Genomic DNA, 25,964 nt, shown 5'->3' on the forward strand with positions numbered 1-25,964 from the left:
CTCACTCCAGCGAGGCGGCAACGAGTTCGGCTACGTCGAGCACGTCGGGGCGCGGGCCCACGACGCCTTCGAGCATCGCCGTGCAGTTCGGGCATCCGACCGCGACCACCTCCGCGCCGATGGCGCGCGCGTCGGCGATGCGGATGTCGGGAATACGCTGCTTGCCCGGGATGTCGGTCAGCGGCGCACCGCCGCCACCGCCGCAGCAGCGGCCGCGCATGCCGTTGCGCTCCATCTCGACGACCTGGATGCCGATCGTCTTCAGCAGCTTGCGTGGCGATTCCGTCTCGCCGTTGTAGCGGCCGAGGTAGCACGGGTCGTGATACGTGGTGCGCTTCTCGCGCAGCGCTTCGACGGCCTTCGGCGCGATCTTGCCGCTGTCGGCCAGCTCCGCGAGGTAGGTCGTGTGATGCTTGACCGTCACGCGCAGCCCGAGCGCGCGGTATTCGTTGCGCAGGCTGTGCATCACGTGCGGGTCGGCCGTCACGATCTGCTTGTACGACAGCGAGCCGAGCGTACCGATCAGACGCTTCGCCATCTGCTGAAACGTCGCTTCGTCGCCGAGGCGGCGTGCGACGTCGCCGGTGTCGGTCTCGGTCCCGCCGAGCACCGCGTAGTCGACGCCCGCCTTGTTCAGCACCTTCACGAATGCGCGCAGCGTGCGCTGGTAACGCATGTCGAACGCGCCTTCACCCGCGACGAACAGCACATCGACCGGCTTGCCGGGTTGCGCGACGGGTGCGTTCAGGTCGACCGACCAGTCGTAACGTGCAGCCGTGTCGTAGCCGCCCATCGTGCCGGTCTCGCGCAGGTTCGCGAGCACTTCCTGGCCTTTGCCCGGCACCGTGCCGTGCACCAGCGTGCGGTTGCGGCGCATGTCGACGATCGCGTCGACGTGCTCGATCAGCATCGGGCACTCCTGCACGCACGCACGGCAGGTCGTGCACGACCAGAGCGTCTCTTCCTCGATCAGGCCGGACACGATCGGGCCGTTCGGCTCGCCGCGATGCTGGCCGACCGCGAGGCCCGGCGTCGGGCTGCCGGCGTATGCGGCGTCGGTGCCGCCCGCCATCCCGACGACGAGATCCTGGATCAGTTTCTTCGGGTTCAGCGGCTGGCCCGATGCAAACGCGGGGCAAGCGGCTTCGCACTTGCCGCACTGCACGCATGCGTCGAAGCTCAGCAGCTGGTTCCAGCGGAATTCGACCGGCTTCGCGACGCCATACTCGTCGTGCTCGATGTCCGGCAGCTTCAGCGCGGTCGGCGGCGTGGCCGTGCCGTTGCCCGTGAACGATTCACGGGTGGCCGCGAATCGTTCCTGGCGCGGGTGGAATGCGAGGTGCAGCAGGCCGGCGATCGCATGCTTCATCGGGCCGCCCTTCGCGGCGCCGATGGTCATCGTGAACGCGCCGGCGCCGATCAGCAGCGCGCAGAGCACCGCGAACGCACCCGACATCGCGCCGGCCGGCACGACCATGAACAGCACGAGGCCGAGCGCGAACGAGCCGAGCAGCCAGGGCAGCGCATTCCACGGGCCGCGCGACAGGCGGGCGGGCACGTCCTTCGCCGCGCGGCGGCGCCAGACGAACACCACGCCGACGAGCATCGCGAGCGCCGCGAGGAAGATCAGCTTGTCGAGCCACGGCGAGTAGATCGCCAGGCCGTAGTTGACGAACACCAGCGCGAGCGCGGCGATCGCGCCGCCGGCGGTCGCGACGTGGGTCTTCGCGATGTACGGATCGCGGGCGACCACGTGGTGCAGGTCGACGAAGTAGCGCTTCGGGATCGCGAACAGGTTTGCGACGCCGAATGAGCCGGGCGCCGTCGCGCGCCCGAGACGCCAGTAGGACGAGCGCTTCGCGACCGCGAACGCGAGCCCCGCCACCGACAGCCACAGCAGTGCGGTAATGAGGAAAGCCGGATTCATCTTTAGAAATCCTTGACGAGACGCAGCGAGTCGTAGATCGCACCGTGGACGTTGTGCATCGAGATGCAGTCGCCTACACGGAACAGCAGGAAGCGGCCGTTGCCCAGCTCTTCCGACAGGCACGGCTGCGGCTCGGCCGCGAACAGCGTGTGCGGATCGATCTGGCCGCGGTTCACCGACTCCGGCTTGAGCTTCCAGTACAGTTCGTCATTCGGCGACGAACCGTTCTCGATCACCACCTGGTCGACCGCGCGCTCTTCCAGTTCCTCGGTGTATTCGTTGCGCAGCACGGCGATCTTCTTGCCGTCCTCTTCGTACACGCGATCGAGCATGGTGTTCGGCGTCTGAATCACGCCGAGCGCATACAGGCGGCGATAAAAGATCGGGAACGTCGTGCCGCCGCAATCGTCGGCCACCTTCACGTCGGGCGTCACCACCTCGACCTTCGAGCCGCGGCTCGCCATGAAGTCGGCCACGCCGGCGCCCGCATGCGTGCTCACGCCGTCGAACAGCAGCACGTTCTGCTTCGGCTCGACCTTGCCGGTCAGGATGTCCCACGAGCTGACGGCCAGCCCGTCGGCAACGCCCCACGCCGGCACCTGCCACGTGAAGCTCGAACCGCCCGTGGCGAGCACGACGATGTCCGGCTTCTCGGCCATGATCATCTTCTCGTCGGCGGCGACGCCGAGGCGGCGGTCGACGCCCAGGCGCTTCGTTTCCATGTCGAACCAGCGGATGATCCCCGACATCTGTTCGCGCTGCGGCGCCTTCGCGGCGATCATGACCTGGCCGCCCACTTCGGTGTTCTTCTCGAACAACACCACGTCGTGGCCGCGCAGCTTCGCGACGCGTGCGGCCTCGAGCCCCGCGGGGCCCGCGCCGACCACCACCACCTTGCGCTTCGGACCGCGCGACTTCTCGATGATGTGCGGCATCGTCGCTTCGCGCGACGTCGCTGCGTTCTGTATGCAGAGCACGTCGAGGCCGTTGTACTGGCGGTCGATGCAGTAGTTCGCGCCGACGCACTGCTTGATTTCGTCTTCCCGGCCGTCGCGGATCTTGATCACCATGTGCGGATCGGCGATCTGCGCGCGCGTCATGCCGACCAGGTCGATCATCCCGTTCGCGAGCAGGCGCTCGGCCTGGCCCGCATCGCGGATGCTCTGCGCGTGCATCACCGGAATCTTCACGACCGACTTGATGCCGGCCGCAAGGTGCACGAACGGCTCCGGCGGCAGCGCCATCGGCGGCATGCAGTTGGCGATCGTGTTGTGCGTGTCGCCGCCCGAGCCGACCACGCTCAGGTAATCGATCAGACCCGTCTCCGACATCGCCTGCGCGATTTCCTTCAGCGCCTCGTGATCGAGGCCATCCTCGTGGAATTCGTCGCCGCACATCCGCAGGCCGACGCAGAAGTCCTTGCCGACCGCCTCGCGCACGGCCGTCAGCACCTCGATGCCGAAGCGCAGACGGTTCTCGAGGCTGCCACCCCATTCGTCGGTGCGATGGTTCGAACGCTTGCTCCAGAACTGGTCGATCAAATGCTGGTGCGCGGCGGAGATTTCGATGCCGTCCATGCCGGCTGCCTTCACGCGCTTCGCTGCCGCCGCGAAGTCGCCGATGATGCGGCGAATCTCCTCGATCTCGATGATCTTCGCGTTACCGCGGTGCACCGGTTCGCGCACGCCCGACGGCGACATCAGATGCGGCCAGTGCTCGCCGTGGAACGACGAGCGGCGGCCCATGTGCGTCGCCTGGATCATGATCTTCGCGCCGTGCTTGTGCATCGTGTCGGCCAGGCGCGTGAGCGGATCGATGATCTTGTCGTTCGACAGGTTCACCGACTTCCACCAGCCCTGCGGGCTGTCGATCGACACGGGGCTCGAGCCGCCGCAGATCGCGAGGCCGACGCCACCCTTCGCCTTCTCTTCGTAATAGCGGATGTAGCGGTCGCCCGGCAGGCCGCCCGGCTCGGCATACACCTCCGCGTGCGCGGTGCTGACGATCCGGTTGCGCAGCGTCAGCTGGTTCAGCTGCATGGGTTTGAACAGGTGGGGATAACGCATCGCAGGCGACCTCTGGCGTTCGAATGTCTCGTGTTGCGGGTGTTGTTGTGTTGCTGTGTCGTGATGTCAGCGCGTCAGTGCGCGATCGGCGACACTTCGAAGACGCAGTGATCATGGTGCTCGGCCGCACACTGCACTTCCTTCGACTGCGCGCGCGGCGCGTCCTTGCCTTCCGGCGTCGTGTCGTTGACCCAGTCCATCGCGCCGGCGAACCAGCCCGCGAACATGTAGCAGAGCTTGCCTTCCTTGCCAGGCTGCTGGAGCACGAACGACGAGTGGCGCAGCTCGATCTTCGCGCGCGCGCTGGCCGGATCGGCCTCGATGATCGAGAACAGGCCCCAGCCGCGTTGCGACAGGCGCTTCAGGTAGTGCTCGAACACGGCCATGCCGGTGAGCCCGTGCAGCTTCGCCTCCTTGTCGCACCAGTGGTATGCGGACTTGTAGCCGGCTTTGTAGAGAATCTCGGCGTATGCCTCGACACCGAGCGCTTCCTCGACGGCGACGTGGTTGTTCGTGAAGAAGTGGCGCGGCACATACAGCATCGGCAGCGCGTCGGTGGTCCAGACGCCGGTATCGGGATCGACGTTGATCGGCAGTTGCGGTTGCATCGTGGTGACTCCGTGAGGAAAATTGGCCGCGCGGCTCGGGCGCAGGCGCGATATCGTCCGCGTGCCCGCGCGGCCTGCGCAGGCACGTCCCGATCGTTGTTGTGTTGAATCGCGGGTAGCGGTTCGGCGCGGCGGCGCTTACGCGCCCCACACGTCCTTGAACACGCGCACCCAGTTCTCGCCCATGATCTTGCGGATGCGCGACTCCTTCCAGCCGTGCCGTTCCATCGCCGCAGTCAGGTTCGGGAATTCGCCGATCGTGCGGATGCCGTCCGGGTTGATCACCTTGCCGAAGTTCGTCAGCTGGCGATAGCGGCCCTTGTCATGCGTCAGCATGTCGAAGAATTCCTTCGCGAAATCCTGCGTGAAGTCCGTGCCGATGCCGACCGCGTCTTCACCGATCAGGTTCACGACGTAGTCGATCGCCTCGATGTAGTCGTCGATGTTCGCTTCGATACCGCGCTTCAGGAACGGCGCGAACATCGTCACGCCGACGAAGCCGCCGGCGTCGGCGATTTCCTTCAGCTGTGCATCGCTCTTGTTGCGCGGATGTTCCTTCAGACCCGACGGCAGGCAGTGCGAGTAGCACACCGGCTTCTTCGAGAACGCAATCGCTTCCGACGACGTGTTGCCGCCCACGTGCGACAGGTCGACCATGATGCCGACGCGGTTCATCTCCGTAATCACTTCGCGGCCGAAGTCCGACAGGCCGCCGTCACGCTCGTAGCAGCCCGTGCCGACCAGGTTCTGCGTGTTGTAGCAAAGCTGCACGACGCGCACGCCCATGTCGGCGAACGCCTCGATGTAGCCGAGGTTGTCCTCGAACGCGTGCGCGTTCTGGAAACCGAGGATGATCCCCGTCTTGCCTTCCTTCTTCGCGCGGAAGATGTCGTCGGTCGTGCGCACCAGCGTCAGCAGCTCGCCGTTGTCGCGGATCTTCTTCTTCATCACGCCGATGTTGTCGACGGTCTTGGTGAAGTTCTCCCACACCGACACCGTGCAGTTCGCGGCCGTGATGCCGCCACGGCGCATGTCTTCGAACACCGGCTTCTCGAACTTCGAGATGTTCAGTCCGTCGATGATGATGCTGTCCTGATGCAGCGTGCTCATATCTGCCTCTCGCTCCAGTCTCTGCTTTTGTGGGGTCGTCGATCAGTAAATCGGGAAGCGCTCGCAGAGCGCGAAAATCTCGCGGCGCACGCGCTGTTCGGTCGCGTGGTCGCCTTCCGGGTTTGCGCGCAGCGCGTCGAACACTTCGAGAATCAGGCGGCCGATCTCGCGGAACTCGGGGACGCCGAAGCCGCGCGTCGTACCGGCCGGCGTGCCGAGGCGGATGCCCGACGTGACGGTCGGCTTCTCCGTGTCGAACGGAATGCCGTTCTTGTTGCAGGTGATGCCAGCGCGCTCCAGCGCCTGCTCGACCGGCGCGCCCTTCAGGCCCTTCGGACGCAGGTCGACCAGCAGCAGATGGTTGTCGGTGCCGCCGGTGACGAGGTCCACGCCGCCCGCCTTCAGCACATCGCCGAGCGCCTGCGCGTTCGCGAGCACGTTGTCGATGTAGGTCTTGAAGTCCGCGTGCAGCACTTCGCCGAACGCGACGGCCTTGCCGGCGATCACGTGCATCAGCGGGCCGCCTTGCAGGCCGGGGAACACGGCCGAGTTGATCTTCTTCGCGATCTCTTCGTCGTTGGTCAGCACGAAGCCGCCGCGCGGGCCGCGCAGTGTCTTGTGCGTGGTCGACGTGACGACGTGCGCGTGCTCGACCGGGTTCGCATGGCGGCCGGCGGCGATCACGCCCGCGATGTGCGCCATGTCGACCATCAGCTTCGCGCCGACGCTGTCGGCGATCGCGCGGATGCGTGCGAAGTCCAGCGCGCGCGGGTACGCCGAGAAGCCGGCAATGATCAGGCTCGGCTTGTGCTCGTGTGCCAGCGCTTCAACCTGGTCGTAGTCAATCCGCATCGTGTCGCGGTTCACGCCGTATTGCACGGCGTTGAACCACTTGCCCGACAGCGCCGGCTTCGCGCCGTGCGTCAGATGGCCGCCGGCGTCCAGCGACATGCCGAGCACGGTGTCGCCCGGCTTCGCCAGCGCGAGCATCACCGAGCCGTTCGCCTGCGCGCCCGAGTGCGGCTGCACGTTCGCGTAGCCGGCGTTGAAGATCTGCTTCACACGCTCGATCGCCAGCGCCTCCACTTCGTCCGCGAATTCGCAGCCGCCGTAGTAGCGCTTGCCCGGATAGCCTTCCGCATACTTGTTGGTCAGCACCGAGCCCTGCGCCTCCAGCACCGCGCGCGACACGATGTTTTCCGACGCGATCAGCTCGACTTGCGACTGCTGGCGCTCGAGCTCCTTCAGGATGGCGCTGCGCACCGGCGCGTCGCGCTCGGCAAGGGGCTGCGAGAAGAAAGGCTGGGTGTTCGACATAGTGCGTCCGTGACGAAGAATAAAGGGCGTGAAACCGAAGCTCGAGGCCCGCCGTACCTGGGTTTCCAGCGCATCCAGTGCAAGGCTGCCGACGGCTCTATTCTTGTCGTTCGGATTTTCGGCGGATTGATGAATTTAGACGCGTTCTTTGCCTTTTCCGCCATGCGCGTCCGTTTTGTACAAGTGACCGGTCGTACTTTTTCAGACGGCCTGGCGAACCGGCGTGAGTCGTTCATCCATGGACAGGCACTTCGCCGGTGCCTGCGCTGCGCGTCAAGGGTGCAGCACAGCCCGCTCACGGTGCAGTGCAGCATCCGCTTTCCGCCCATACAACGTATGGAGCTAGGGTTTAGCCGTATGGCACGCTTGTTGCGCTCGCTCACACAATACGGCAGCCCGACCCGTGCCTCTCGGGCGAAAAGCTATTAGAGATTCAAGGAACGCTCCCCATGTCGCCCGACCGCACAGCGTCGCTGTCCCACTTCGCGTTCATGCCCTTGCCGAACTTCACGATGATCGCGTTCACCAATGCGATCGAGGTGCTTCGGATGGCGAACTACCTGAGCGGCCAGCCGCTCTATCGCTGGTCGATCATCAGCCCGGACGGCGGCCCGGTTACGGCGAGCAACGGCCTCACGGTCGACACGGGCCCGGCCGAATGCGTGGGGCAGCCGGATATCGTATTCGTGTGCGGCGGTGTCGACGTGCAACGCGCGACCACGCCCGCCCATCTGTCGACGCTGCGCCGCTTCGCGCGCATGGGGCTACCGCTCGGCAGCCTGTGCACGGGCACCTATGCGCTCGCGAAGTCGGGGCTGCTCGCGGGCTACGCATGCGCGATCCACTGGGAAAACATGTCGGCGCTGAAGGAAGAGTTTCCTGACACGCGGTTCCTGAAGGAACTGTTCGTGATCGACCGCGACCGCATTACGTGCACGGGCGGCGTCGCGCCGCTCGACATGATGCTGAACCTGATCGCCGCGCGCGTGGGCACCGCGCGCGTCACGCAGATCGCCGAGCAGTTCATCGTCGAACACGTGCGCGACACGAGCGCGCAACAGCGGATGCCGCTCGTCGCGCGGCTCGGCTCGGCGAACAAGTCGCTGTTCGAAGTGATCTCGCTGATGGAGAACAACATCGAGGAGCCGCTGTCGCGCGAGGAACTCGCACGACTCGCGAACATGTCGCAGCGCCAGCTGCAACGCCTGTTCCGCGAGCATCTCGGGATGACGCCAACGCACTATTACCTGACGCTGCGGCTGCGCCGCGCGCGCGAGTTGCTGCTGCAGACCGACATGTCGATCATGCACATCACGATGGCGTGCGGCTTCCAGTCGGCCTGCCACTTCAGCAAGAGTTATCGCGATGCGTTCGGCGTCGCGCCGACGCGCGAGCGCCGCAAGCAGGTCGCACCGCTCGCGCAGGGCACGGCGGCAAGCGCGCCGGCGTTTCCCGCTCATTTGATTCATGCGTGACGCGGGCGTGGTGCGATAAAAGTTCTGCGGTCTTGAAACCTGATGCCGAGAGGCCAAGCAAGCGCGATCGCAAACGCCACGCAGCGGGTCTGGCCTCTCGGCGCGACGCATTCGCGCCACGTCTCCTGACGGCATTGCTGCTGTAGCCGGGGTTCCCTCTCCGCGGTCTCCCCCCAATTGCAAGAACGTGCCCACCGGAAATTGGGGACGTCGCACCGGGACAGCGCCGCCCATCCATGCCGACAACTCCCTGGAACAGAAATTCTGCGTCCCTCGCGAGACCTCGTCCGCCGTTGCCCCACGCGAAGATCGGCGCGAGCATCCGTGCAGTGCGTCCGTTACGGGTTAAGGTCGCCGCATCTCGTACGGGGCGTGTCACACGAGTCGAGATCACGCGCTCATCGAGCGCCTCGTCATTGCTGAGTGTCAAGGCATTTCATTTTCAGTCGAAGTTAAAACTAAAAATCATCCTCGTCTGATATCCAAGCCGGTCGTTACCGGCGACCGTTCATAGCTCGTCCACTCATGTGAAATCCGGGCTAATGACAGAAAAAGAACCAGACCATTGTCCGTATTTTCTTCATTCGTCGATCCGGCTCTACGCGATGGTGAAGCAGCTACACACCACGCGGGTCTTCAAGTCCGACGCAGCCGATCAGACGTATAGCGGCAACATGCAAATGATCTGCACGACCGATCCGTTCATTTGCACCTACCTTTCACCGCTTGACGCGATCATCGGCTCCCGAACGCTCACGCGCGACGATGACCACTTCTGGCCAATCGATTTCCGGCAGGTCGATACCCGTCATTTCATGGAGCAGCACGGCCGACTCTCGGTCGCCGTGAACTATGCCTACGGAGCGACCGGCGGCCGATTGGCGGTTTCCGACGCCGGCCATCCGTTGATGACCTACACCTTTTCATCCTTCGACGTGCCGGTCGAACATCGCGATCACTTCACGATCCGGTTTCCCGACAGCGTGGTCGACCAAATCGAAACAGCCTATCTTCGTGCCGGACTGTCCGGGTTCAGCAGGACACTCGACATGATGGATAAATGGACCGCTGGTCAGATTGCCGAGGCCCAGGCCGAAGCATTGGCAAGAATGCCGTCGACCATTGCTGCTGAAAGCACGGCGATCGATCAATACGCGATCTATGACCCCGAGTGCGGTGATTGGGTCTTTGCCAACTTCGATTGAGGAAACGACCATGAGCCGACGAGCAGTCAGGCACGGCGACCCGACAACAACGGGCGGTGTCGTGATCGCGGTTACGTCCACGATGTTCAATCACGGCAAACAGGTAGCCGTGGATGGCGACAAGGCGACGTGTGGAAACTGCGAAGGCGCGTTCCCGATAGTGGGTGGCGCTCACCGCATGATCCACCATGGAAGATGTGTTGCTCTGGACGGTGACGTAGTGCTCTGTCCATGCGGGAAAAACCGGCTCGTCGCCGGTAGCGACAGCACGATTTTCTATGGGAGCGGCAGCGGTCACACTGCGGCAAAACCGCCGGCCACACATTCCCCATACGCACCAGCACGCCACGCGCACGGGTCGTTCACCCATGACGAACAATACGTGTTGCGCGATATAGACAGCGGGCGACCGCTCGCGAATGTCCGCTATCGGATCAGCCTGTCATCCGGGAAGGTATTTACCGGCACGACAGACGCAACAGGCCATACGCAGCGCGTTAGATCCATACATGCGGAATCACTCAAATTCGAGATTGCGAGAGACGGTAATGCCGATTCCTGATGACTACGTGTTGGTACATGACACGGCTACAACGAACACGACACCCGGCTCCAAGGTGTATGTCGACCTCAACACTACGCCGATATGCCCGAACATGAGCAATGAGCAGTTCGCCGAAACCGTCATGCGCGCACGCGACGCAGCCGTCGTGCTCATCAAGGACCGCATTGCAGCGGTAGCGCAATGGGACGCCAGCGAACAAGCGCGTGCCACGACCTATTTCGGGCGCGCTGATGCAGTGATTCGCAGCACGTTGTCTTCCTGCTTGCCACGATTGCTCGCGGCAATGCAGGAGCTTGTTCCGGCAAAGATCGTTCGATGGGATAGTCAAGTTAACAGGAATCTGACTTGCACGATCGTACCGGACGACGGTAGAAACCACGCCGCCGTGTGCAAGCCGGACTCCCATAATCGACTCATTGCTGTCTATTCGAAATTTTGCAGCGATTCCTTCGGCGAGCTGTACCATGCCTGCAAAATAAAGGTGCTGATTCACGAATGTACGCACTACACCGATACATTCGATTCCGATGATGTGATGTATGGAGACACGGAAATTGGGATGAAAATATTCGCGATGCAGAACCCCAATCGCGCCATCACCAACGCGGACAGCATCACCGGGTATGTCGCAACCTTTGACAGGACAATCAAACAATGATCGGACATTCACTCAAATTCAGTGTCGCAACCTGCCTTTTCGCCATGCTGTCACTCCTGCCCGGCGGGGCCACTGCATGTACCATTGGCGAAGAAACACAGGTGAAATTTCCACCGAACACAGCCGCGTTTTCCAACGCAGACCGAGTGTCAATAGCGAATATCGCTATTGAAGCGAAGAAATGGCCCGATGTGGAAATTCGAGCCGTTGTAATTGCCGGCGCCTATATTTCCGAAAATGACGTTGACAAATTGAAGGATGCGCGCGCAAAAATTGCGAAATCGTATTTGCAACAGCTCGGCATCAAATCCGAAAATATTTTTATCGACAAAAAGACATTCACTGAGGAAATGACGGAAAGACAGCCCGACGGCACAATCATCACGCATCAGATGGTCGTGGAACTGACACCGATATGCAAAGGTAGCTGCGCCTGGATGTGTGACGACCCGCGCGTGAGCCCTCGAAGTAAACCCGTTAATTGACGTCTCAGCGCCAATCGAATTGGGGACCATCGTTGATGGCGACCAAATTCCTGACTGCCGCTGCGCTCACCTTGAGTTGCGCACCTGTAGCGTTCGCGTGTGACGGTCCGTCGAACATGCTGGCCTATTACATCGACCTTGTCTTCCATACTCAGTTTTCAAGCCGGACGAATTCGGGCAATCAGGGCGGCCCGGCGAGCTGAACGTTAGCCCTCGATGTCCCAACCACTGCTGCCCGAACCTGAATCCGATACCCAGGACACACTGACGTTACACGGTGCATTTATCGGCCCGCGCAAAGCGGGCCGTCTTTCGCTACTGGGTCAGCCGCTCGCGATCGAGACCTTGAAGACCGCTTCCCTCCCCGCTTACGATCCCCACACCTGCATCTCGTCGAGCGAGTAACCCCACTGCGTCGCCCGCTTCGTGCCCAGCATCCGCACATAGCGGCCCTGCGCGTTCAGGTTCTGCAGCGTGACGTGACCATACGAAACGCCGTTGTTCGTCGAATAGACCGTCGTCCAGTTCGCGTTGTCGTTGGACGTCTGGATCTGGTAGACGAGCGCGCCCGCGTCCCAGTAGAGATCGACTCTGCTGATCTTCTTTGTTGCACCGAGATCGACGGAGATCCATTGCGGATCGACGCCCGCGCCTTCCGGCGAATCCCAGCGCGTACTCGTCGTGTTGCCGTCGAACGCCTTGTCCGGCGTCAACGACGCGTTGTAGCTCGCCGACGCAGCAGCCGGACGACCTTGCGACAGCAACGTCGGCTGCGCGGCGGCCGGGCCGCCGTAGTAGCTCGAGCCGAGCTTCGCCTTGGTCGCGTCGGCGTTCACGCCGAATTGCGACAGGCTCCAGCGCTGGCCGGTCGTCACGTCGCCCACATAGAGCTGGTAGCCGCCCGCCGTCGTCGACGAGAAGAACACGTAGTTCGTACCGGTCACCGGCGCCGGGTCCGAGTTGTTGCTCATGCAGTCGCTGATCGGCAGCGCGTTCGGCGTCGATGCCGGGTCTGCAGTCTTCGCATAGATCTGGTCGGCGCCGCCCGAGTCCTTCCAGCGCGCATAGAACACCATGCCGTCGCCGCGCACGATCGGATAGTAGGTCTGCAACCCGGCCGGATGATCGAACACCGCCGTCGCGCCCGTCGCGATCGTGCGCTTCATCAGTCCCATGTTCGAGCCGGTGCCCGTCGCGTAGTAGACGGCGCTCGCGTCCGGCGCGAGGAACGGCATCGAGTATTCGGCGCCGGCCGGTGCGTTGGTCAGGCTCACGACCGACGTGAACACCGGGCCCGCGCTCGTGTACGACAGCGTGCCCTGCTTCACGTCGCCGTTCTGCTTGAATACGAGCGTCTTGCCGTCGGCGCTGAACTTCGGATCCTCGTTGCGCGTCGCGCCCGTGCTGTTCGTCAGGTTGACCGGCGGCGTGCCGGCGCCGAGTTGCAGCATGAACACGTTCCATGCGCCGTTGCTGATGCCCATGAACGCAAGCCACTTGCCGTCGGGGCTGAACACGCCGTTCATCGGATCGGTGATGCCCCAGCTGCTCTTGCTCAACTGCGTGAGCGTGCGGGCCGAAAAGTCATACAGGAACAGCTGACTCGTGCCGTCGCCGTACTTGACGTAGCTGTGATAGACGAGCTTGCCGGTCAGTGCGGCCGGGAACGATGCGTTGGACTGAGTCGGGGGATTGTTGATGCAGGCCGCTTCGGCGACGCCGCCGTGCAGCAGGTTGAGCGCATGGCCGACCACGAGGCCCGCGACGAGGAACTTCGATTTCACGCTGGTTGCTTCCGGGTAAGGTAAGGACGCAGCAGATCCGGTCCCGCACACGGTGCGCGAGCGTCACGGATCCGCCGTCGGGGAGCGTGAACACCGTATCGATCACGCGGCGGGAATAAAGCTTGCGAAGAATGCCGGTTCGCTGGTCTGAAGAAAAGGATCAGAGTCGGTCGAAAACGTGCGTATCAGCACATTGCGAACGATCGATTGGGGCGGGATTGAACGCGGCGGACGCCGTGCTACTCTTTTTTCAGCGACGGCCGTGATCGGCCGGAGGCCAGGCATGAAGCGATATGCGGTGCTCGCACAGACGATTGCCGATTCGATCCGGCGCGGCGACCTGCCGGCAGGCGCGCGCATCCCGACCGTGCGCGCGGCGTGCCGCGCCCATCGTGTAAGTCCTTCCACCGTGTTTCGCGCGTACTACGCGCTCGAAAGCGAGGGCCTGATCGTTGCGCGCGCGCGCTCCGGTTATTTCGTTGCGAACCTCGATGACAAACGTGTGCGCGCGGGTCACGACACCCCGCGCAAGCCGGCTGCGTCGCAGATCGGCGACGACGATGCACTGTTCCAGCTGATCGACTCGCTCAAGCGCGACGACATCGTGCCGCTGGGCTCCGCATTCGCCAGCTATTCATTGTTTCCGATGAGCAGCCTGTGGCGATACGCGGCGACGGCAGCCCGCAACATGGACCGCGCGAAACTGCTGGCCGGCCTGCCGCCCGGCAATGAAGCGCTGCGTCGCCAGATTGCGTTGCGGTACCTGAACGCGGGCGCGTCGTTGCCGATGGAAGAAATCGTCATCACGACCGGCGCGGCGGAAGCGCTGACGCTGAGCCTGCAGGCGCTCACGCGCCCCGGCGACATCGTCGCGATCGAACGCCCTGCGTTCCCCGCGGTGTTGCAGGCCGTGCAGCGACTGCATCTGAAGGCCATCGAGATTCCAGTCGACCCGCGCACCGGCCTCGACCTCGACGCGCTCGCCGAAGCACTCGACACGCATCCGGTGCGCGCGTGCTGGTTCATGACCTCGTTCCACAACCCGACCGGCGCGACGCTGCCCGACGAGCGCAAGCGCGCGCTGATCGCACTGCTCGCATCGCACCAGGTGCCGCTGATCGAGGACGACGTGTTCGGAGAACTACATTTCGGCCCGACGCCCACGCGCCCCGCGAAACTGTATGACGACGACGGGCTCGTGCTGCATTGCGGTTCGTTCTCGAAGTGCCTCGCCCCGGGATTCCGGGTCGGCTGGGTCGCGGCCGGACGTTATGTGAAGCAGATCAGGCAAGTGAAGAACGCGAGCGCGCCGGCGGCCGACGTGCCCGCGCAGATGGCCGTGTCCAGTTATCTGCGCAACGGCGCGTACGATCGCTTCCTGCGCAGGCTCCGGCGCAACCTGGCCGCTCACCAGGCGCAGATGCTGGCGGCGGTACGCGCGTACTTCCCGGCCGACACGGAGGTATATGCGCCGCGTGGCGGATATTTCCTGTGGATCGAATTGCCGCCGCACGTGGATGCGATGCGGTTGTTCGGCGACGCGATGGAGAATGGGGTCAGCCTCGCGCCCGGGCCGATCTTTTCGATGACGGGTGCCTTTCACCGCTATGTCCGGCTGAACTATGGCCGGCCGTGGACCCCTGCCGTCGAGGACGCGATGCAGACCATCGGAACGCTCGCGGGGCGGCAACAGCAAACGAGGTAGCAACGATCATGCAAGTCCTGCCCAACCGGAAAGTCCGCCCGCGCGACACGCTGCGCGGCGCACTGAACCTGCGTGCCGAGCCGCGCGATACCGTCAGCCAACGCTGCCGACAGTGCGGCTTCATGGCGTTCCGCGCCAGCGAGCAGTGCCCCGTCTGCGGATTGGGCGGCTGGCCATTCGCGCCGCTGCGCCAGCCGCGCGACGATGCGCCCACCGCGGACATCACGCCGCCGCCCGAGCAGCAGCCCGTCCCGACGTGGTCCTCGCGCGTCGCGGCTGCGGTGCGCGGCGCGGCGGTCCAGCGGCCGCGCGCGTCGAGCGCGCCGCTGCTGAGCATCCTGACCCTCGTGATGCTGGTCGGCGGCTATGTGACGTATGACCGGACGTGCCGGGCGGATCCCGTCTGTCGCGGATCGGGCGCGTCGCGCACGGTGACGGCCGATGCCAGTCCGTATACGGCTGCCCCATCGACGTTGCCGGCCGGGCCCGTGCCCGTCCAGGCATTTCATCCGGCCGAGCCCGAGGCAGTCGGCACCGCTCGGCTCGCCGACGCGGACGTCGACACCAACGCCGATCGGCCGAGCAAGGCCGCTCGACGCAGCAATGCCGGCACGCCCCGACATGCGGCAGGACGCCCGACGACGATGCTCGCGCGGCACACGCCGCCGCCAGTTCACGGACCGAACAGCGCGCGCGGCGGCGGCATTCGCGTCGCCGACTGGAAAGGCGGCGCCGCCGCGACGCGACGCGGGCAGGCGATACGCCGCGTGAGCCTGCATACGCATCAAGGTCGTCGAGCCATGGCGAGCCGCACCGAATTGGCGATGGTCTATCGCGGGCATTGAGCGCGCGGCACACCGCGACCGGAGACATGCCCGCAACGACAAACGGGCGGCACCGTCTCCGGTACCGCCCGCTTCAGCCCGTCGTTCGTGCGTCAGGCGGCCAGCAAGCCGTGCGGATCGATCACGAATTTGCGCGGCGCGCCGCCGTCGAACTTCTTGTAGCCTTCCGGCGCCTGGTCGAGCGAGATCACTTCGACGTTGACGATCTTCGCGATCGGCAGACGGTCGAACAGGATGGCCTGCATCAGGTTGCGGTTGTACTTGAGCACCGGCGTCTGGCCCGTGAAGAACGAGTGCGACTTTGCCCAGCCGAGGCCGAAGCGGATGCTCAGGCTGCCGTGCTGCGCGGCCTTGTCCTTCGCGCCCGGATCGTCCGTCACGTACAGGCCCGGAATGCCGATCGCGCCGGCCGGCCGCGTGATTTCCATCAGCGAGTTCAGCACCGTCGCGGGCGCTTCCTCGGAATGGCCCGACGAGCCGTGGCCGTGCGCCTCGAAGCCGACGCAGTCGACCGCGCAGTCGATCTCCGGCACGCCGAGGATCTGCGCGATCTGCTCGCCGAGCGACGCGTCCTTCGACAGGTCGACCGTCTCGAAGCCCATTGCCCGCGCGTGCGCGAGGCGCTCCGCGTTCATGTCGCCGACGATCGTCACCGCCGCGCCGAGCAGGCGCGCCGACGCGGCCGCCGCCATGCCGACCGGGCCCGCGCCCGCGATGTAGACCGTCGAGCCCGGCTTCACGCCCGCGCTCACCGCGCCGTGATAACCGGTCGGCAGAATGTCGGACAGGCAGGTCAGGTCGCGAATCTTCGCCATCGCCTGGTCGCGGTCCGGGAATTTCAGCAGGTTGAAGTCGGCGTACGGCACGAGCACGTACTCGGCCTGGCCGCCGATCCAGCCGCCCATGTCGACGTAGCCGTAAGCACCGCCGGCGCGCGACGGGTTGACGTTCAGGCACACGCCCGTATGCGTGTCCTTGCACATCGCGCAGCGGCCGCATGCGACATTGAACGGCACCGACACGAGATCGCCGATCTTCAGCGTCTCGACGTCCGGGCCCACTTCGACCACTTCGCCCGTGATCTCGTGACCGAGCACGAGGCCGATCGGCGCGGTGGTGCGGCCCCGCACCATGTGCTGGTCGGAGCCGCAGATGTTCGTGCTCACCACTTTCAGGATGACGCCGTGGCCGATCGCGCGGCCGGTCGGATCGACCATTTTCGGATAATCGATCTTCTGAACTTCGACCTTGCCCGGCCCAAGATAGACGACACCTCGATTGCTGCTCATCGTATTGTCTCCATGTCTCGTTGGATCGCGCTGCCGCGCGCCGGCGGATGCGGCGCTACGCAACGTGCTGTTCGAGAGTAGTCCCGGAGGTGGGGGCCCCGTTGTCTCAAACGCGACATGCGTTTGAACGGTGCCGACATCGATGGCGGAAATGCGAAAGTCGGGCCAGGGGAAGCGCCCGGCGGGCGGGATCGCGGAAGGCACGGCGCACGTGAGCGCGCGAGCCGGCCGATCGGCGCGACCGGTCGGCGCCATCGGCCGGGCGCGCGTTATCCGCCCTGATTCTCGCGAATGATCGCGGCGGCGGCCGCTTCCGCGTCGCTCGCGACGCCGTCGTGCATGCGCGTGCTGACGGCCGGCGTCGGCGGCTCGCTGTCGAGCGCATGGCCGTCGCGGTTACGCGTATCGACCGTCGCACGCGTCGACAGTCCGACCCGCAGCGGATGCGCGGCCAGATCGCGGGGATCGATCGCGATCACGACCGGCACGCGTTGCACGACCTTGATCCAGTTGCCGGCCGCGTTCTGAGAAGGCAGCATCGAGAACGCGCTGCCCGTGCCGGCCGAGAAGCCCTGCACGCGGCCGCGATAGGTCACGCGCGAACCGTAGAGATCCGACACGATCTCGACTGGCTGGCCAACGCGCATGTGGCGGATCTGCCCTTCCTTGAAATTCGCCTCGATCCACAGCCGGTTCAGCTGCACGATCGACATCAACGGCACGCCGGGCCCGACTTGCTGGCCGACCTGCACCGAACGCTGGCCGATCGTGCCGTCGACCGGCGCGACGATCGTCGTGCGCTTCAGGTTCCGGTACGCGAGCTTGAACTGCGCGGCCGCCTGCACGACGGCCGGGCTTTCGTCGACGGGCAACCTGGTGCCGAGCGCGCGCGCCGCATCGAGCTGCGCCTGTGCGGCCGCCAGGTTCGCCTGCGCGCCGGCGACCGCCGCGCGTGCGCGCGCCAGCTCCTCCGGCGCGACGATCTCGACCGACGCGCCCGAACGCGCGGCGAGCGCGCGCTGCGCGAGCGACAGATCGGCTTGCCGTGCGTTCACGGCTTCGACGTACATCGTGTTCGAGATCTTCGCGTTCGCGACCTGCCGCACGGCCTGTACGAGTTGCGCCTTCGCCTGTGCGAACGCGACGGACGCCTCGGTGTCGTCGAGGCGCACCAGCGTCTGCCCGGCGCGCACGGCCTGCGTATCGGCGACCAGCACGTCGGTCACGGCGCCCGGAACCTGCGCGGCGACCTGCACGATGCTGCCCGCGACGTACGCGTCGTCGGTGTCCTCGTAATAGCGGTCGCGCAACAGCCAGAACGCGATCCAGACGAGCGCGGCCAGCAGCACGACCGCGAAGAACAGCGTGAAGCGCTTGCGGCGCGTCGCCCGGCGCGCGTCGAGCGCGGGATCGTTCAGTGCGGCCGGCTGCGCGGCGGTATGAAGGTTGTCGTGGTGCATCAGTCGCTTTGCGTAACGATCAGGCGGTCATGCTGGAACAGGGGGATCGGCGCTGGATTCGCCGCCGTGCGAGCGGAAACGGGAGCGCCGCGGGGCGTCGCGCCGGCGGCCGGCGTGCGTGCCGCATCGTCGCGTCGTGCGGCCCCCGCATTCGATGCGGCGACGTCCTGCTGAATGGTTACGCCTTGCACATGCGCATCGGCCGGCCCCGCCGTCGATTGGCTCGTGGTCGCGGCGGTGGTCAGTGCGGACATGGCGGGCGTCGCGGGTGCGGCAATCGAAGCGCCGCGTTTCGCCGCTCCATTGCGCGCCCGATGCACGGCCGGCGCCTGCGCGACCGTCGTGCCCGCGTCGAACCCGCCGCCCAGCGCGCCGATCAATCCGACGCGCAGCGTCCGCTGCCGGCCGAGCAGCGCGATCATCTGTGCGCGCTCGTCGATCAGCGTGAGATCCGCGACATCCACGTCCTTCTGCATCAGCACGCCGCGCCGATGACGGTCGGTCGCGATTTCCACGATCTTTTGCGCGGCCGCGGCTGCGTCCTGCTGCTGCGCGACCAGCGTCTGCGACGTGCGCAGAGACGTGACAATCTGCGCGACCTGGCCGAGCGCGTCGTCGACCGTCTTGTTGTACAGCCCGATCGCGACGTCGGCCTGCGCGACGTCCGCGCCGAGCTTCGCCTTCAGCCGGCCGCGATCGAACACCGGCAGCGAGAGCGCCGGGCCGACGGAACCGCCAAGCGCGTCGCGCGAGAACAGCGACGCGGGCGTCAGCGCAAATACGCCGCCGAGCGCGACGAGATTCACGTCTGGATAGAATTGCGCGCGGGTCGAATCCGCATTCGCGAACGCGGCTTCGACACGCAGCCGCGCGGCGACGATGTCGGGCCGACGGCCCAGCAGATCGGCGGGCAGCCGTGCAGGTAGCGCGCCGCCGGCCAATGCGCCGACGTGCGGCCGCTGCAACGCGAGCCCGCGTTCCGGGCCGCGGCCCGACAACACACCGAGCTGCAGTTGCGCGAGCTTGATCTGCTCGTCGTTCAGTGCGATCTGCGCGAGCAGCTTGCTGCGCTTGATCGATGCGTCGCTCGCGTCGTACGCGTTGTCGAGCCCGCGCGCGGTACGCTCGCGCAGCACAGTCGTCACGCGCTGACTGACCTTCAGCTTCTGCTGCAGCAGATCCTGCATCGCGTACGCCTGGTCGAGCTGGCAGTACACGGTCACGATGGCGACCGCCAGCGTCAGCCGCACCTGCTCGGCCTCGACCCGGGCCGCCTCACGCAGCGACATCAGGCTCTTCGTCGCCGCGCGATTCTTGCCCCACAGATCGAGCTGGTAGTTGAGCCCGACGAATACCGACGACGGCGATACGTTCGGATCGCCAAATATCTCGACCGGCACGCGATAGCCGCCGGCCGACACGTTGGCGACGTCGTCGCCCGGTTTCGGCATCCGCGCGCGGCTGACCGTTGCGCCGGCCGTGCCTGTCAGTCCCGTCAACGAATCGAATTGCTGAAGCTGCGCCTGCGCGATCCGCAGCCGCGCCTGTGCAACCTGCAGGTCGGGGTTGTTTTGCGATGCCTCGGCGACCAGCGCGTCGAGCTGCGGATCCCGCAGTTGCTTCACCCAATCTGGCGCGGGCCACGCGCCGTTCACGCCGGGGCCGGCCGTGTTGGCGAGCGCATCGTCGGCCGGCGCGCGCAACGACAGCGACGGCAGGAAGCCCGTCGGCACGCATCCGCTCAATGCCATCGCCACGGCCGCCGCACCGATCAATGCACCGCCCTTCACGCTGCGCGCCAGCTCCGCCGCATTTTCTTTCACACGCTGCATCGCTTCCCTCATCCCTGCTGGACGCGCTGCGCCCGTGCGGCCAGACGCGGCCGCGTGCGCTCGAGCGGACCGAGCCGGCCGAACAGGCCGTCCGCGATGCCGAACAGGATGCCGGCGAGCTTGTCGCGCTTGTCACGCTCGACGAGTGCGATCTGCACGACCTGCCACACCGTCAGCAGATTCGGCACGATCGCCACGGGAAAGCGCAACCCGTACTGCATCCCGAGCTGCACCGCATTGCGCGCGCTGTAGTAGCGCCGTTGCCACGAGTGATTCATCGACGTCATTTCGAAAGGACCGAACGCGTGACGCTGCTTCGCGCCGATCCGGTGCGGCAGCACCAGAGACGGCACGACGTAGAGCGGCACGTTGCGCGCGAGGGCGCGGAAGCTGTACTCAGTGTCGACGTGATCGATGAACAGCGTCTCGTCGAAGCGGCCGAGCACGTCGAACGCGGCGCGCGACACGACGCAGCCCGACGAGATCAGGAACGCACAGCGCTGCAATCGCGCATCGGGATCGACGCGCAGTCGTCGCAACGCGATTCCGTTGGTCGCCAGCTCCGGCAGGAAGCTGCGCGCGTTCTCGTCGAAGATGCGCGGGCCCGCGAGGAATGCGCGCCCCGCAAGCCCCGCGCAGGCGTCGCGCATCGTCGCGAAGTAACCGGCCGGCACCGACGAATCCTGGTCGAACAGCGCGACCGCATCGACGTTGTCGCGAAACAGCGCCGCGAGTCCCGCGTTGTACGCGCCCGCGATTCCGCCGCGATTACCGTGATGCAGCAGCGCGATACCATCGCGCGCGCACAGTTCGCTTGCACGCGAATCGGGCTGCGGCGTGTTGTCGACGACGAGCAGCGCGTCGCACGCGCGCCGCCACGTGCCGAGCGCCGCGAGCTGCGCGTCGGTCGGGTGATACAGGATCACGAGTGCGCCGAGTGTCGTCATGCCGCTCTCCTCAATGTCCGAACGACGCTGCCGCGCCGCGCTTCGGCCGCGTGAGCCACATCATCGCGGCGAGCACGAGGCAGGTCATGCTGGCCATCCAGAACATGTCGCCTGTCGCCATCATGTACGCCTGCTGCATCACGACCTGGTGCAGCGTCGACAGCTCGCGCACGCCGTCCACGCCCATCGCGTTCAGCGTGTGCACGAAGCGCTGCGTGTTCGCCGACGCGTGCGTGACCGATTGCGACACGACGTCGTAGTGATAGGTCGCGCGGTTGTCCCACAGCGTCACGCTCATCGCGGTGCCGAACGCGGCGGACAGCGTGCGCAGGAAGTTCGACAGGCTCGACGCGGCCGCGAGCCGGTCGTCCGGAATGCGCGACAGCGTCGCGGCGGTCAGCGGAATGAAGAAGCACGGCAATCCGATTCCCTGGATCAGCCCGGGCGCGGCAATCTGCGCGAACGTCATCTTCAGCGTGAAATGCGCGTCCCATGCGAGCACGGCCGCGAACACGAGGAAGCCGAACGTCGCGAGCACGCGCGCGTCGAAACGATGCGCGTGCAGACCGACAAGAATCGAGAACACGAGCGCGAGCACGCCGAGCGACGCGGTGGCGAGCCCCGCGTGGAACGCGTTGTAGCCCATCACCGCCTGCATCCACAGCGGGAACACGACGCCCACCACCGAGAAGCTCATCATCCCGAGCGAGATGATCAACACGCAGAACGAGAACGTGCGGTCGCGAAACAGGCTCAGGTCGACGACCGGATGGGCCTCGCCCGCCTCCCAGATCAGCAGCGACACGATCGCGAGCGCCGCGACCACCGCGAGCGTGACGATCAGCGGCGAATCGAACCAGCCCTTGTCGTGACCGAGATCGAGCATCGCCTGCAGCGAACCGACGCCGATCACGAGCAGCACGATGCCCGGCACGTCGATCGGGCCAGCCGCGCCGCGTTGCGCGTCGGGGCGCAGCATCGCCGTGCAGACCGCGAACGAGAACAGCCCGATCGGCAAATTGATCAGGAAGATCCACGGCCACGAGAAACTGTCGACGATCCAGCCGCCGACCACCGGCCCGAAGATCGGCGCGAGCAGCACCGTCATCGCCCACAGCGCGAGCGCGACGGTGCGCTTGTCCGGCGGGAACGTGCGCAGCAGGATCGTCTGCGACAGCGGCACCATCGGCCCCGAGCACAGCCCCTGCAGCGCGCGGCAGACCACCAGCACGTGCAGGTCGCGCGCGAGGCCGCACAGCAGCGACGTCAACGTAAACAGCAGCACTGCACCGACGAACAATCGCAGCTCGCCGACGCGCCGCGCGAGCCAGCCGGTCAGCGGCACCGCGATCGCGGCTGCGACCGAATACGAGCTGATCACCCACGTGCCCTGGCTGTTCGAGACGCCGAGACTGCCCGAGATCGCGGGCACCGCAACGTTGGTGACGGTCGAGTCGAGTACTTCGATGAAAGTCGCGAGCGACAGCGCGAACGTCAGCAGCGCGAGCCGGGCGCCGCGCACCGGCGGCGCAACGGCTGCGGGTTCGCTCGCGTCGAAGGCGGCGGGCGTATCCTGAAGCGGCGATGCCGTGCTCATGCGCCCGCCATCGCGACAACGCGCGGCAAGGTCGCACGTCCGCGGCTCGGCGCGAAGCGCTCGATGTAATCGGCAGCCGTTTCGCAGCCGTCCGGTGCCGCGTGGATCAGCGCACGCGTGCGTTCCGCATGCACGGCGAATTCGGGTTCATCCAGCACGCGCGCGAGCGCCGCACCGAGACGCACGCCGTCGACCGCACCGTCGACGCGCACGCCGGCGCCGCTTGCCGCGACGCGCTGCGCGTTGTCGAACTGATCGTGAGCGAACGGCGTCGCGACCTGCGGAATTCCCGCTTCGAACGCGAGTGCCGCAGTGCCGATCCCGCCGTGATGCACGAGCGCGCGGCAACGCGGCAGCAGCGTGCGCATCGGCACGAAGCGGCGCACCAGCAGCCGGTCGCCGTCCGGTGCCGCATCGTGCGGGCTCAGCAGGATGCCGCGCGCGCCGGTGGCACGCAGCGCGTCCGCGACCGCGCGCGCATACGCCGCGTGATCGATCAGCGTCGACCCGGCGGTGAAGACCACGGGCGGCTCGCCAGCCGAGAGAAACGCATCGAGCGCGCGATCGTCGTCGGGTGTCGCGATGTCGTTGAACAACGGAAAGCCGCTTTGCAGAACGCGGGCAGGCCAGTCGCGCTGCGCCGGTGCGAACCAGTCGGGAAACAGGCACAGCACGCCGTCCGTCGAATGCAGCCAGCGTCCGAGCACGCGCCGCGCGGGGGCGAGCCCGAGGTCGCGGCGCACCGCGTTGAGCGCCGGCCCGCACACGCGGTCGAGCACCTGTCGCTCGATCAGCGTCATCAGCGCCGCCTTCACCGGCAGCGGCCAGCGCGCGGGAATCGTCAGGCGCGGATGCGTCGGCGGCGCGTGTGCCGACAGCAGTGTGGACGGCGATACCTGCACCGACACGTACGGCGTGCCGTGCAACTCCTGCATGAAGCGCGCGGAAAAGGCCCACAACGTGCCGACCAGCACGGTGTCGCGATCGGTCAGCGCGCGCAGCGTGTCGTAGTGCGGGCGCAGCACCGGCGCGATCACCTGCCAGAGCGTGCGGAACGACGTACGCGGATTCCACAGCGCCGGGTTCTCCATCGCCGCCTCGTACTCGGCCGCCGTGCCGACCGGCACGAACGTGAAGCCGCAGCGGCGCGCGGCCGCCTCGAACGGCGGATGCGTGCAGAACACGACGTCGTGGCCGCGCATCGCGAGCGCACGCGCGACGCCGAGCAGCGGATGCACGTCGCCCGCCGAGCCGATCGCGGTCACGATCACCTTCGCCATCGCGCGCCTCGCGGGGTCAGTAGAAGCCAGGGATCAGCGCCGCGACTTCGCGGCGGTACTGCGTGTACGCCGGCCCGAAATAGCCGGTGAGCCAGCTCTCCTCGACGCGTACCTTGTATGCGAGCGACGCGAACACGAGCGCGACGCCGAGCGCGCCGCGCCATTCGCCGCCGATCAGCGCGGCGCCGACCAGCGCGATCAGGCAGCCGGTGTAGATCGGATGGCGCACGAGGCCATACGGGCCGGTACGGACGAGTTCGTGGTTTTCCTTCAGCGTGACGGACACGCTCCAGTTCGTGCCGAGATGCAGCCGCGCCCACACGGAGAACAGCAGCCCCGCGACGAGCACCGCGAGCCCGCATTGCGCCTGCAGGCCGAAGCGCTGCCAGTCGGGCACGAGTGCCTGCCACGACGGATCGGGCAGGATGATCAGCGCGCCGCCGACGATCAGCGGAATCGACTGCAGCGTGCGCGAGCGCGACGCCTCCTTGCGCACGGTCGTCTTCACGGCCTGCGACGTCGCGATCCAGTAGGCGAGCCACGCGGCCCAGGGAACGACGATGGCGATGGTCTGAACGATATTCACGGCTGGCCTGCCTCGTGTGGAAGAGAATTCGGATGCGTCCGGAATGCCCGGTGCGCGACGTGCCGCGTCATGACGACAGCGCCACCATCGGCGCGGGCACGCATGCGTGCGCGGCGCCAAGCGCGATGCCGGCGGCGACGGGCGGCGTGCCGCAGAAGAAGTCGAGCAGCGCGGCGCGCGTGGTTTCGCGCTGCACGCGGCCTTCGATGTCGAGGAAATGGCCGGCGTCGGGAATCGTCGCGAAGCGCGCGCGTGGCACGTGCGCGGCGAGTTGGCGCACGTCGGCCGGCGTCGTGTATTCGTCGCGCTCGCCGTTCAGGAACAGCAACTCGCAACCGATGTTCGAAAACTCGCTCAGGTAGCGCTCCGGCTGCAGCGACAGGATCTGGTCGACGTGGAACGCGACCTGGTCCTGCTCGTCGCGCGGCAGGCGCGTCAGATACCGGTAGTTGTACAGCTTCATGATGCGCGGCAAATAGCGGCCGACCGTATCGTTCAGCAGCTGCGCGGCCTTCAGGTTCTCGCCGGCCGCGATGTGGTCGCGGGCGCGCGTCACGTAGTCGACCATCGCGTCGTTCAGGAACGGCGAGAACGAGCAGATCGCCGCGCGCCGCACGCTCGGGCACCCGCGCGCGAGCGCGAACAGCGACGCAACGCCGCCCCACGACACCGATACGAGGAACGCCGGCGCGAAGCGCTCGACCAGATACTGGAGGATCGCGGCTTCGTCGTCCTTGGTCAGGATAAAGCAGCCCGGGTTGTGCTGGCGCGACTGCCCCGCATACGGCAGGTCGAAGCAGATCGTGTTCATCCGCTCGCCGAGATACTGGACGGTCTGCCCGAACGACGCGGTCGTCGCGAGCGCGCCGTTGACGAGCATCGCCGTGTCGAACGACGGATCGAACACGTTCCGTTCGACGTAGACCTTCAGACCATTCGGTAGCGGGACCACGTGTTTTTCGGTCGGCATCGTCGTTCTCCGGTGGATGCGGCGTCTCGGCGTCGCGGCATGCTGCAAATGCACAATGGCGGGGGGCCGGCCCCGTCGAGGTCGTTGGCCGCGCCCATTGCCGACGCACCGCGAAAAAAACCGCGGCGCCGATTCATTCCTTGTGGTGCGGCGACATACTAATACGGGCAATATTACTTACTCAAGTCATTCCAACGACCCCCTCTACTCCACCGGGAAATACGACCGATTAAAATATTTTCGACCTTTTTTA

22 protein-coding genes are annotated in these 25,964 nt (G+C 65.9%); 8 read left to right on the plus strand and 14 right to left on the minus strand.

Going from position 1 to position 25,964, the window contains the following annotated elements; genetic code table 11:
• Nucleotide 1: 1 nt before the first annotated feature.
• From WI26_RS24460 to WI26_RS24480, 5 genes are all read right to left on the minus strand, one after another.
• On the minus strand, nucleotides 2-1,927 hold the full coding sequence (locus WI26_RS24460; RefSeq protein WP_069227469.1) for a (Fe-S)-binding protein: 1,926 nt from the start codon (nucleotides 1,925-1,927) through the stop codon (nucleotides 2-4).
• 2 nt (nucleotides 1,928-1,929) lie between these two features.
• Nucleotides 1,930-3,993, minus strand: coding sequence for an NADH:flavin oxidoreductase (locus WI26_RS24465; RefSeq protein WP_059466848.1), 2,064 nt, complete (start codon nucleotides 3,991-3,993; stop codon nucleotides 1,930-1,932).
• Between the two features lie 74 nt (nucleotides 3,994-4,067).
• The gene (locus WI26_RS24470) at nucleotides 4,068-4,601 is read right to left on the minus strand and encodes a DUF5943 domain-containing protein (protein WP_059466849.1); all 534 of its coding nucleotides are present in this window, start codon (nucleotides 4,599-4,601) and stop codon (nucleotides 4,068-4,070) included.
• Nucleotides 4,602-4,739: 138 nt separating this feature from the next.
• The gene (locus WI26_RS24475; protein WP_006488981.1) at nucleotides 4,740-5,711 is read right to left on the minus strand and encodes a dipeptidase; all 972 of its coding nucleotides are present in this window, start codon (nucleotides 5,709-5,711) and stop codon (nucleotides 4,740-4,742) included.
• A 42-nt stretch (nucleotides 5,712-5,753) separates the two neighbouring features.
• On the minus strand, nucleotides 5,754-7,028 hold the full coding sequence (locus tag WI26_RS24480) for a serine hydroxymethyltransferase (RefSeq protein ID WP_069227470.1): 1,275 nt from the start codon (nucleotides 7,026-7,028) through the stop codon (nucleotides 5,754-5,756).
• A 9-nt stretch (nucleotides 7,029-7,037) separates the two neighbouring features.
• Here WI26_RS24480 and WI26_RS33125 point away from each other — a divergent pair, with 9 nt between their 5' ends.
• The 6 genes from WI26_RS33125 (at nucleotide 7,038) to WI26_RS31760 (ending at nucleotide 11,416) form a co-directional block, all read left to right on the plus strand.
• The gene (locus tag WI26_RS33125; protein WP_236849330.1) at nucleotides 7,038-7,457 is read left to right on the plus strand and encodes a hypothetical protein; all 420 of its coding nucleotides are present in this window, start codon (nucleotides 7,038-7,040) and stop codon (nucleotides 7,455-7,457) included.
• Between the two features lie 20 nt (nucleotides 7,458-7,477).
• Nucleotides 7,478-8,503 (plus strand): GlxA family transcriptional regulator, encoded by a 1,026-nt coding sequence (locus WI26_RS24485; protein ID WP_069227471.1) that lies wholly within the window; start codon nucleotides 7,478-7,480, stop codon nucleotides 8,501-8,503.
• Between the two features lie 542 nt (nucleotides 8,504-9,045).
• Nucleotides 9,046-9,708, plus strand: coding sequence for a hypothetical protein (locus tag WI26_RS24490; protein ID WP_069227472.1), 663 nt, complete (start codon nucleotides 9,046-9,048; stop codon nucleotides 9,706-9,708).
• Between the two features lie 10 nt (nucleotides 9,709-9,718).
• On the plus strand, nucleotides 9,719-10,270 hold the full coding sequence (locus tag WI26_RS31755; protein WP_081051595.1) for a PAAR domain-containing protein: 552 nt from the start codon (nucleotides 9,719-9,721) through the stop codon (nucleotides 10,268-10,270).
• Nucleotides 10,257-10,931: a M35 family metallo-endopeptidase gene (locus WI26_RS24495; RefSeq protein WP_069227473.1), complete on the plus strand. Its 675-nt coding sequence runs from the start codon at nucleotides 10,257-10,259 to the stop codon at nucleotides 10,929-10,931. Before WI26_RS31755 ends, WI26_RS24495 begins: the two co-directional genes overlap by 14 nt.
• Nucleotides 10,928-11,416: a hypothetical protein gene (locus WI26_RS31760; protein WP_236849331.1), complete on the plus strand. Its 489-nt coding sequence runs from the start codon at nucleotides 10,928-10,930 to the stop codon at nucleotides 11,414-11,416. Before WI26_RS24495 ends, WI26_RS31760 begins: the two co-directional genes overlap by 4 nt.
• 368 nt (nucleotides 11,417-11,784) lie before the next feature.
• Here WI26_RS31760 and WI26_RS24500 read toward each other — a convergent pair whose 3' ends face one another.
• Nucleotides 11,785-13,200, minus strand: coding sequence for a discoidin domain-containing protein (locus WI26_RS24500; RefSeq protein ID WP_069227474.1), 1,416 nt, complete (start codon nucleotides 13,198-13,200; stop codon nucleotides 11,785-11,787).
• A gap of 283 nt (nucleotides 13,201-13,483) precedes the next feature.
• Here WI26_RS24500 and WI26_RS24505 point away from each other — a divergent pair, with 283 nt between their 5' ends.
• Together WI26_RS24505 and WI26_RS24510 are read left to right on the plus strand one after the other, a co-directional pair.
• The gene (locus WI26_RS24505) at nucleotides 13,484-14,905 is read left to right on the plus strand and encodes a PLP-dependent aminotransferase family protein (RefSeq protein ID WP_069227475.1); all 1,422 of its coding nucleotides are present in this window, start codon (nucleotides 13,484-13,486) and stop codon (nucleotides 14,903-14,905) included.
• An 8-nt stretch (nucleotides 14,906-14,913) separates the two neighbouring features.
• Entirely contained in the window at nucleotides 14,914-15,750 is an 837-nt protein-coding gene (locus tag WI26_RS24510; protein WP_069227476.1) for an ATP-dependent serine protease, read from the plus strand.
• A gap of 92 nt (nucleotides 15,751-15,842) precedes the next feature.
• Here the strand turns inward: WI26_RS24510 and fdhA are convergent, their stop codons facing one another.
• From fdhA to WI26_RS24550, 8 genes are all read right to left on the minus strand, one after another.
• Nucleotides 15,843-17,039: a formaldehyde dehydrogenase, glutathione-independent gene (fdhA, locus tag WI26_RS24515; protein ID WP_059537747.1), complete on the minus strand. Its 1,197-nt coding sequence runs from the start codon at nucleotides 17,037-17,039 to the stop codon at nucleotides 15,843-15,845.
• 269 nt (nucleotides 17,040-17,308) lie between these two features.
• Nucleotides 17,309-18,499 (minus strand): efflux RND transporter periplasmic adaptor subunit, encoded by a 1,191-nt coding sequence (locus tag WI26_RS24520; RefSeq protein WP_069227477.1) that lies wholly within the window; start codon nucleotides 18,497-18,499, stop codon nucleotides 17,309-17,311.
• On the minus strand, nucleotides 18,499-20,331 hold the full coding sequence (locus tag WI26_RS24525) for an efflux transporter outer membrane subunit (protein ID WP_069227478.1): 1,833 nt from the start codon (nucleotides 20,329-20,331) through the stop codon (nucleotides 18,499-18,501). The genes WI26_RS24520 and WI26_RS24525 overlap by 1 nt, the downstream gene beginning before the upstream one ends.
• A gap of 8 nt (nucleotides 20,332-20,339) precedes the next feature.
• Nucleotides 20,340-21,278 carry a glycosyltransferase family 2 protein gene (locus WI26_RS24530; RefSeq protein ID WP_069227479.1) on the minus strand — a complete coding sequence of 313 codons (939 nt, stop codon included), beginning with the start codon at nucleotides 21,276-21,278 and terminating at the stop codon, nucleotides 20,340-20,342.
• Nucleotides 21,279-21,288: 10 nt separating this feature from the next.
• The gene (locus WI26_RS24535; RefSeq protein WP_069227480.1) at nucleotides 21,289-22,875 is read right to left on the minus strand and encodes a DHA2 family efflux MFS transporter permease subunit; all 1,587 of its coding nucleotides are present in this window, start codon (nucleotides 22,873-22,875) and stop codon (nucleotides 21,289-21,291) included.
• On the minus strand, nucleotides 22,872-24,155 hold the full coding sequence (locus WI26_RS24540; RefSeq protein WP_069227481.1) for a glycosyltransferase: 1,284 nt from the start codon (nucleotides 24,153-24,155) through the stop codon (nucleotides 22,872-22,874). Before WI26_RS24540 ends, WI26_RS24535 begins: the two co-directional genes overlap by 4 nt.
• 16 nt (nucleotides 24,156-24,171) lie before the next feature.
• On the minus strand, nucleotides 24,172-24,741 hold the full coding sequence (locus WI26_RS24545; RefSeq protein WP_059466862.1) for a methyltransferase family protein: 570 nt from the start codon (nucleotides 24,739-24,741) through the stop codon (nucleotides 24,172-24,174).
• 67 nt (nucleotides 24,742-24,808) lie between these two features.
• Entirely contained in the window at nucleotides 24,809-25,711 is a 903-nt protein-coding gene (locus tag WI26_RS24550; protein ID WP_069227482.1) for an alpha/beta fold hydrolase, read from the minus strand.
• Between the last annotated feature and the right edge of the window lie 253 nt (nucleotides 25,712-25,964).

The sequence above is a fragment of the Burkholderia diffusa genome (assembly GCF_001718315.1).
In the GTDB taxonomy this organism is placed as follows: Bacteria; Pseudomonadota; Gammaproteobacteria; order Burkholderiales; family Burkholderiaceae; genus Burkholderia; species Burkholderia diffusa_B.

Bases quoted from the DNA above. Each gene is read 5' to 3' on its own strand.
- WI26_RS24475 (WP_006488981.1), bottom strand. From the start codon at position 5,711: ATGAGCACGCTGCATCAGGACAGCATCATCATCGACGGACTGAACATC.
- WI26_RS24490 (WP_069227472.1), top strand. From the start codon at position 9,046: ATGACAGAAAAAGAACCAGACCATTGTCCGTATTTTCTTCATTCGTCG.
- WI26_RS24520 (WP_069227477.1), bottom strand. From the start codon at position 18,499: ATGCACCACGACAACCTTCATACCGCCGCGCAGCCGGCCGCACTGAAC.
- WI26_RS24525 (WP_069227478.1), bottom strand. From the start codon at position 20,331: ATGCAGCGTGTGAAAGAAAATGCGGCGGAGCTGGCGCGCAGCGTGAAG.
- fdhA (WP_059537747.1), bottom strand. From the start codon at position 17,039: ATGAGCAGCAATCGAGGTGTCGTCTATCTTGGGCCGGGCAAGGTCGAA.
- WI26_RS24470 (WP_059466849.1), bottom strand. From the start codon at position 4,601: ATGCAACCGCAACTGCCGATCAACGTCGATCCCGATACCGGCGTCTGG.
- WI26_RS24550 (WP_069227482.1), bottom strand. From the start codon at position 25,711: ATGCCGACCGAAAAACACGTGGTCCCGCTACCGAATGGTCTGAAGGTC.
- WI26_RS24505 (WP_069227475.1), top strand. From the start codon at position 13,484: ATGAAGCGATATGCGGTGCTCGCACAGACGATTGCCGATTCGATCCGG.
- WI26_RS24465 (WP_059466848.1), bottom strand. From the start codon at position 3,993: ATGCGTTATCCCCACCTGTTCAAACCCATGCAGCTGAACCAGCTGACG.
- WI26_RS24485 (WP_069227471.1), top strand. From the start codon at position 7,478: ATGTCGCCCGACCGCACAGCGTCGCTGTCCCACTTCGCGTTCATGCCC.
- WI26_RS24480 (WP_069227470.1), bottom strand. From the start codon at position 7,028: ATGTCGAACACCCAGCCTTTCTTCTCGCAGCCCCTTGCCGAGCGCGAC.
- WI26_RS24460 (WP_069227469.1), bottom strand. From the start codon at position 1,927: ATGAATCCGGCTTTCCTCATTACCGCACTGCTGTGGCTGTCGGTGGCG.
- WI26_RS31760 (WP_236849331.1), top strand. From the start codon at position 10,928: ATGATCGGACATTCACTCAAATTCAGTGTCGCAACCTGCCTTTTCGCC.
- WI26_RS24540 (WP_069227481.1), bottom strand. From the start codon at position 24,155: ATGGCGAAGGTGATCGTGACCGCGATCGGCTCGGCGGGCGACGTGCAT.
- WI26_RS24510 (WP_069227476.1), top strand. From the start codon at position 14,914: ATGCAAGTCCTGCCCAACCGGAAAGTCCGCCCGCGCGACACGCTGCGC.
- WI26_RS24535 (WP_069227480.1), bottom strand. From the start codon at position 22,875: ATGAGCACGGCATCGCCGCTTCAGGATACGCCCGCCGCCTTCGACGCG.
- WI26_RS24495 (WP_069227473.1), top strand. From the start codon at position 10,257: ATGCCGATTCCTGATGACTACGTGTTGGTACATGACACGGCTACAACG.
- WI26_RS24530 (WP_069227479.1), bottom strand. From the start codon at position 21,278: ATGACGACACTCGGCGCACTCGTGATCCTGTATCACCCGACCGACGCG.
- WI26_RS31755 (WP_081051595.1), top strand. From the start codon at position 9,719: ATGAGCCGACGAGCAGTCAGGCACGGCGACCCGACAACAACGGGCGGT.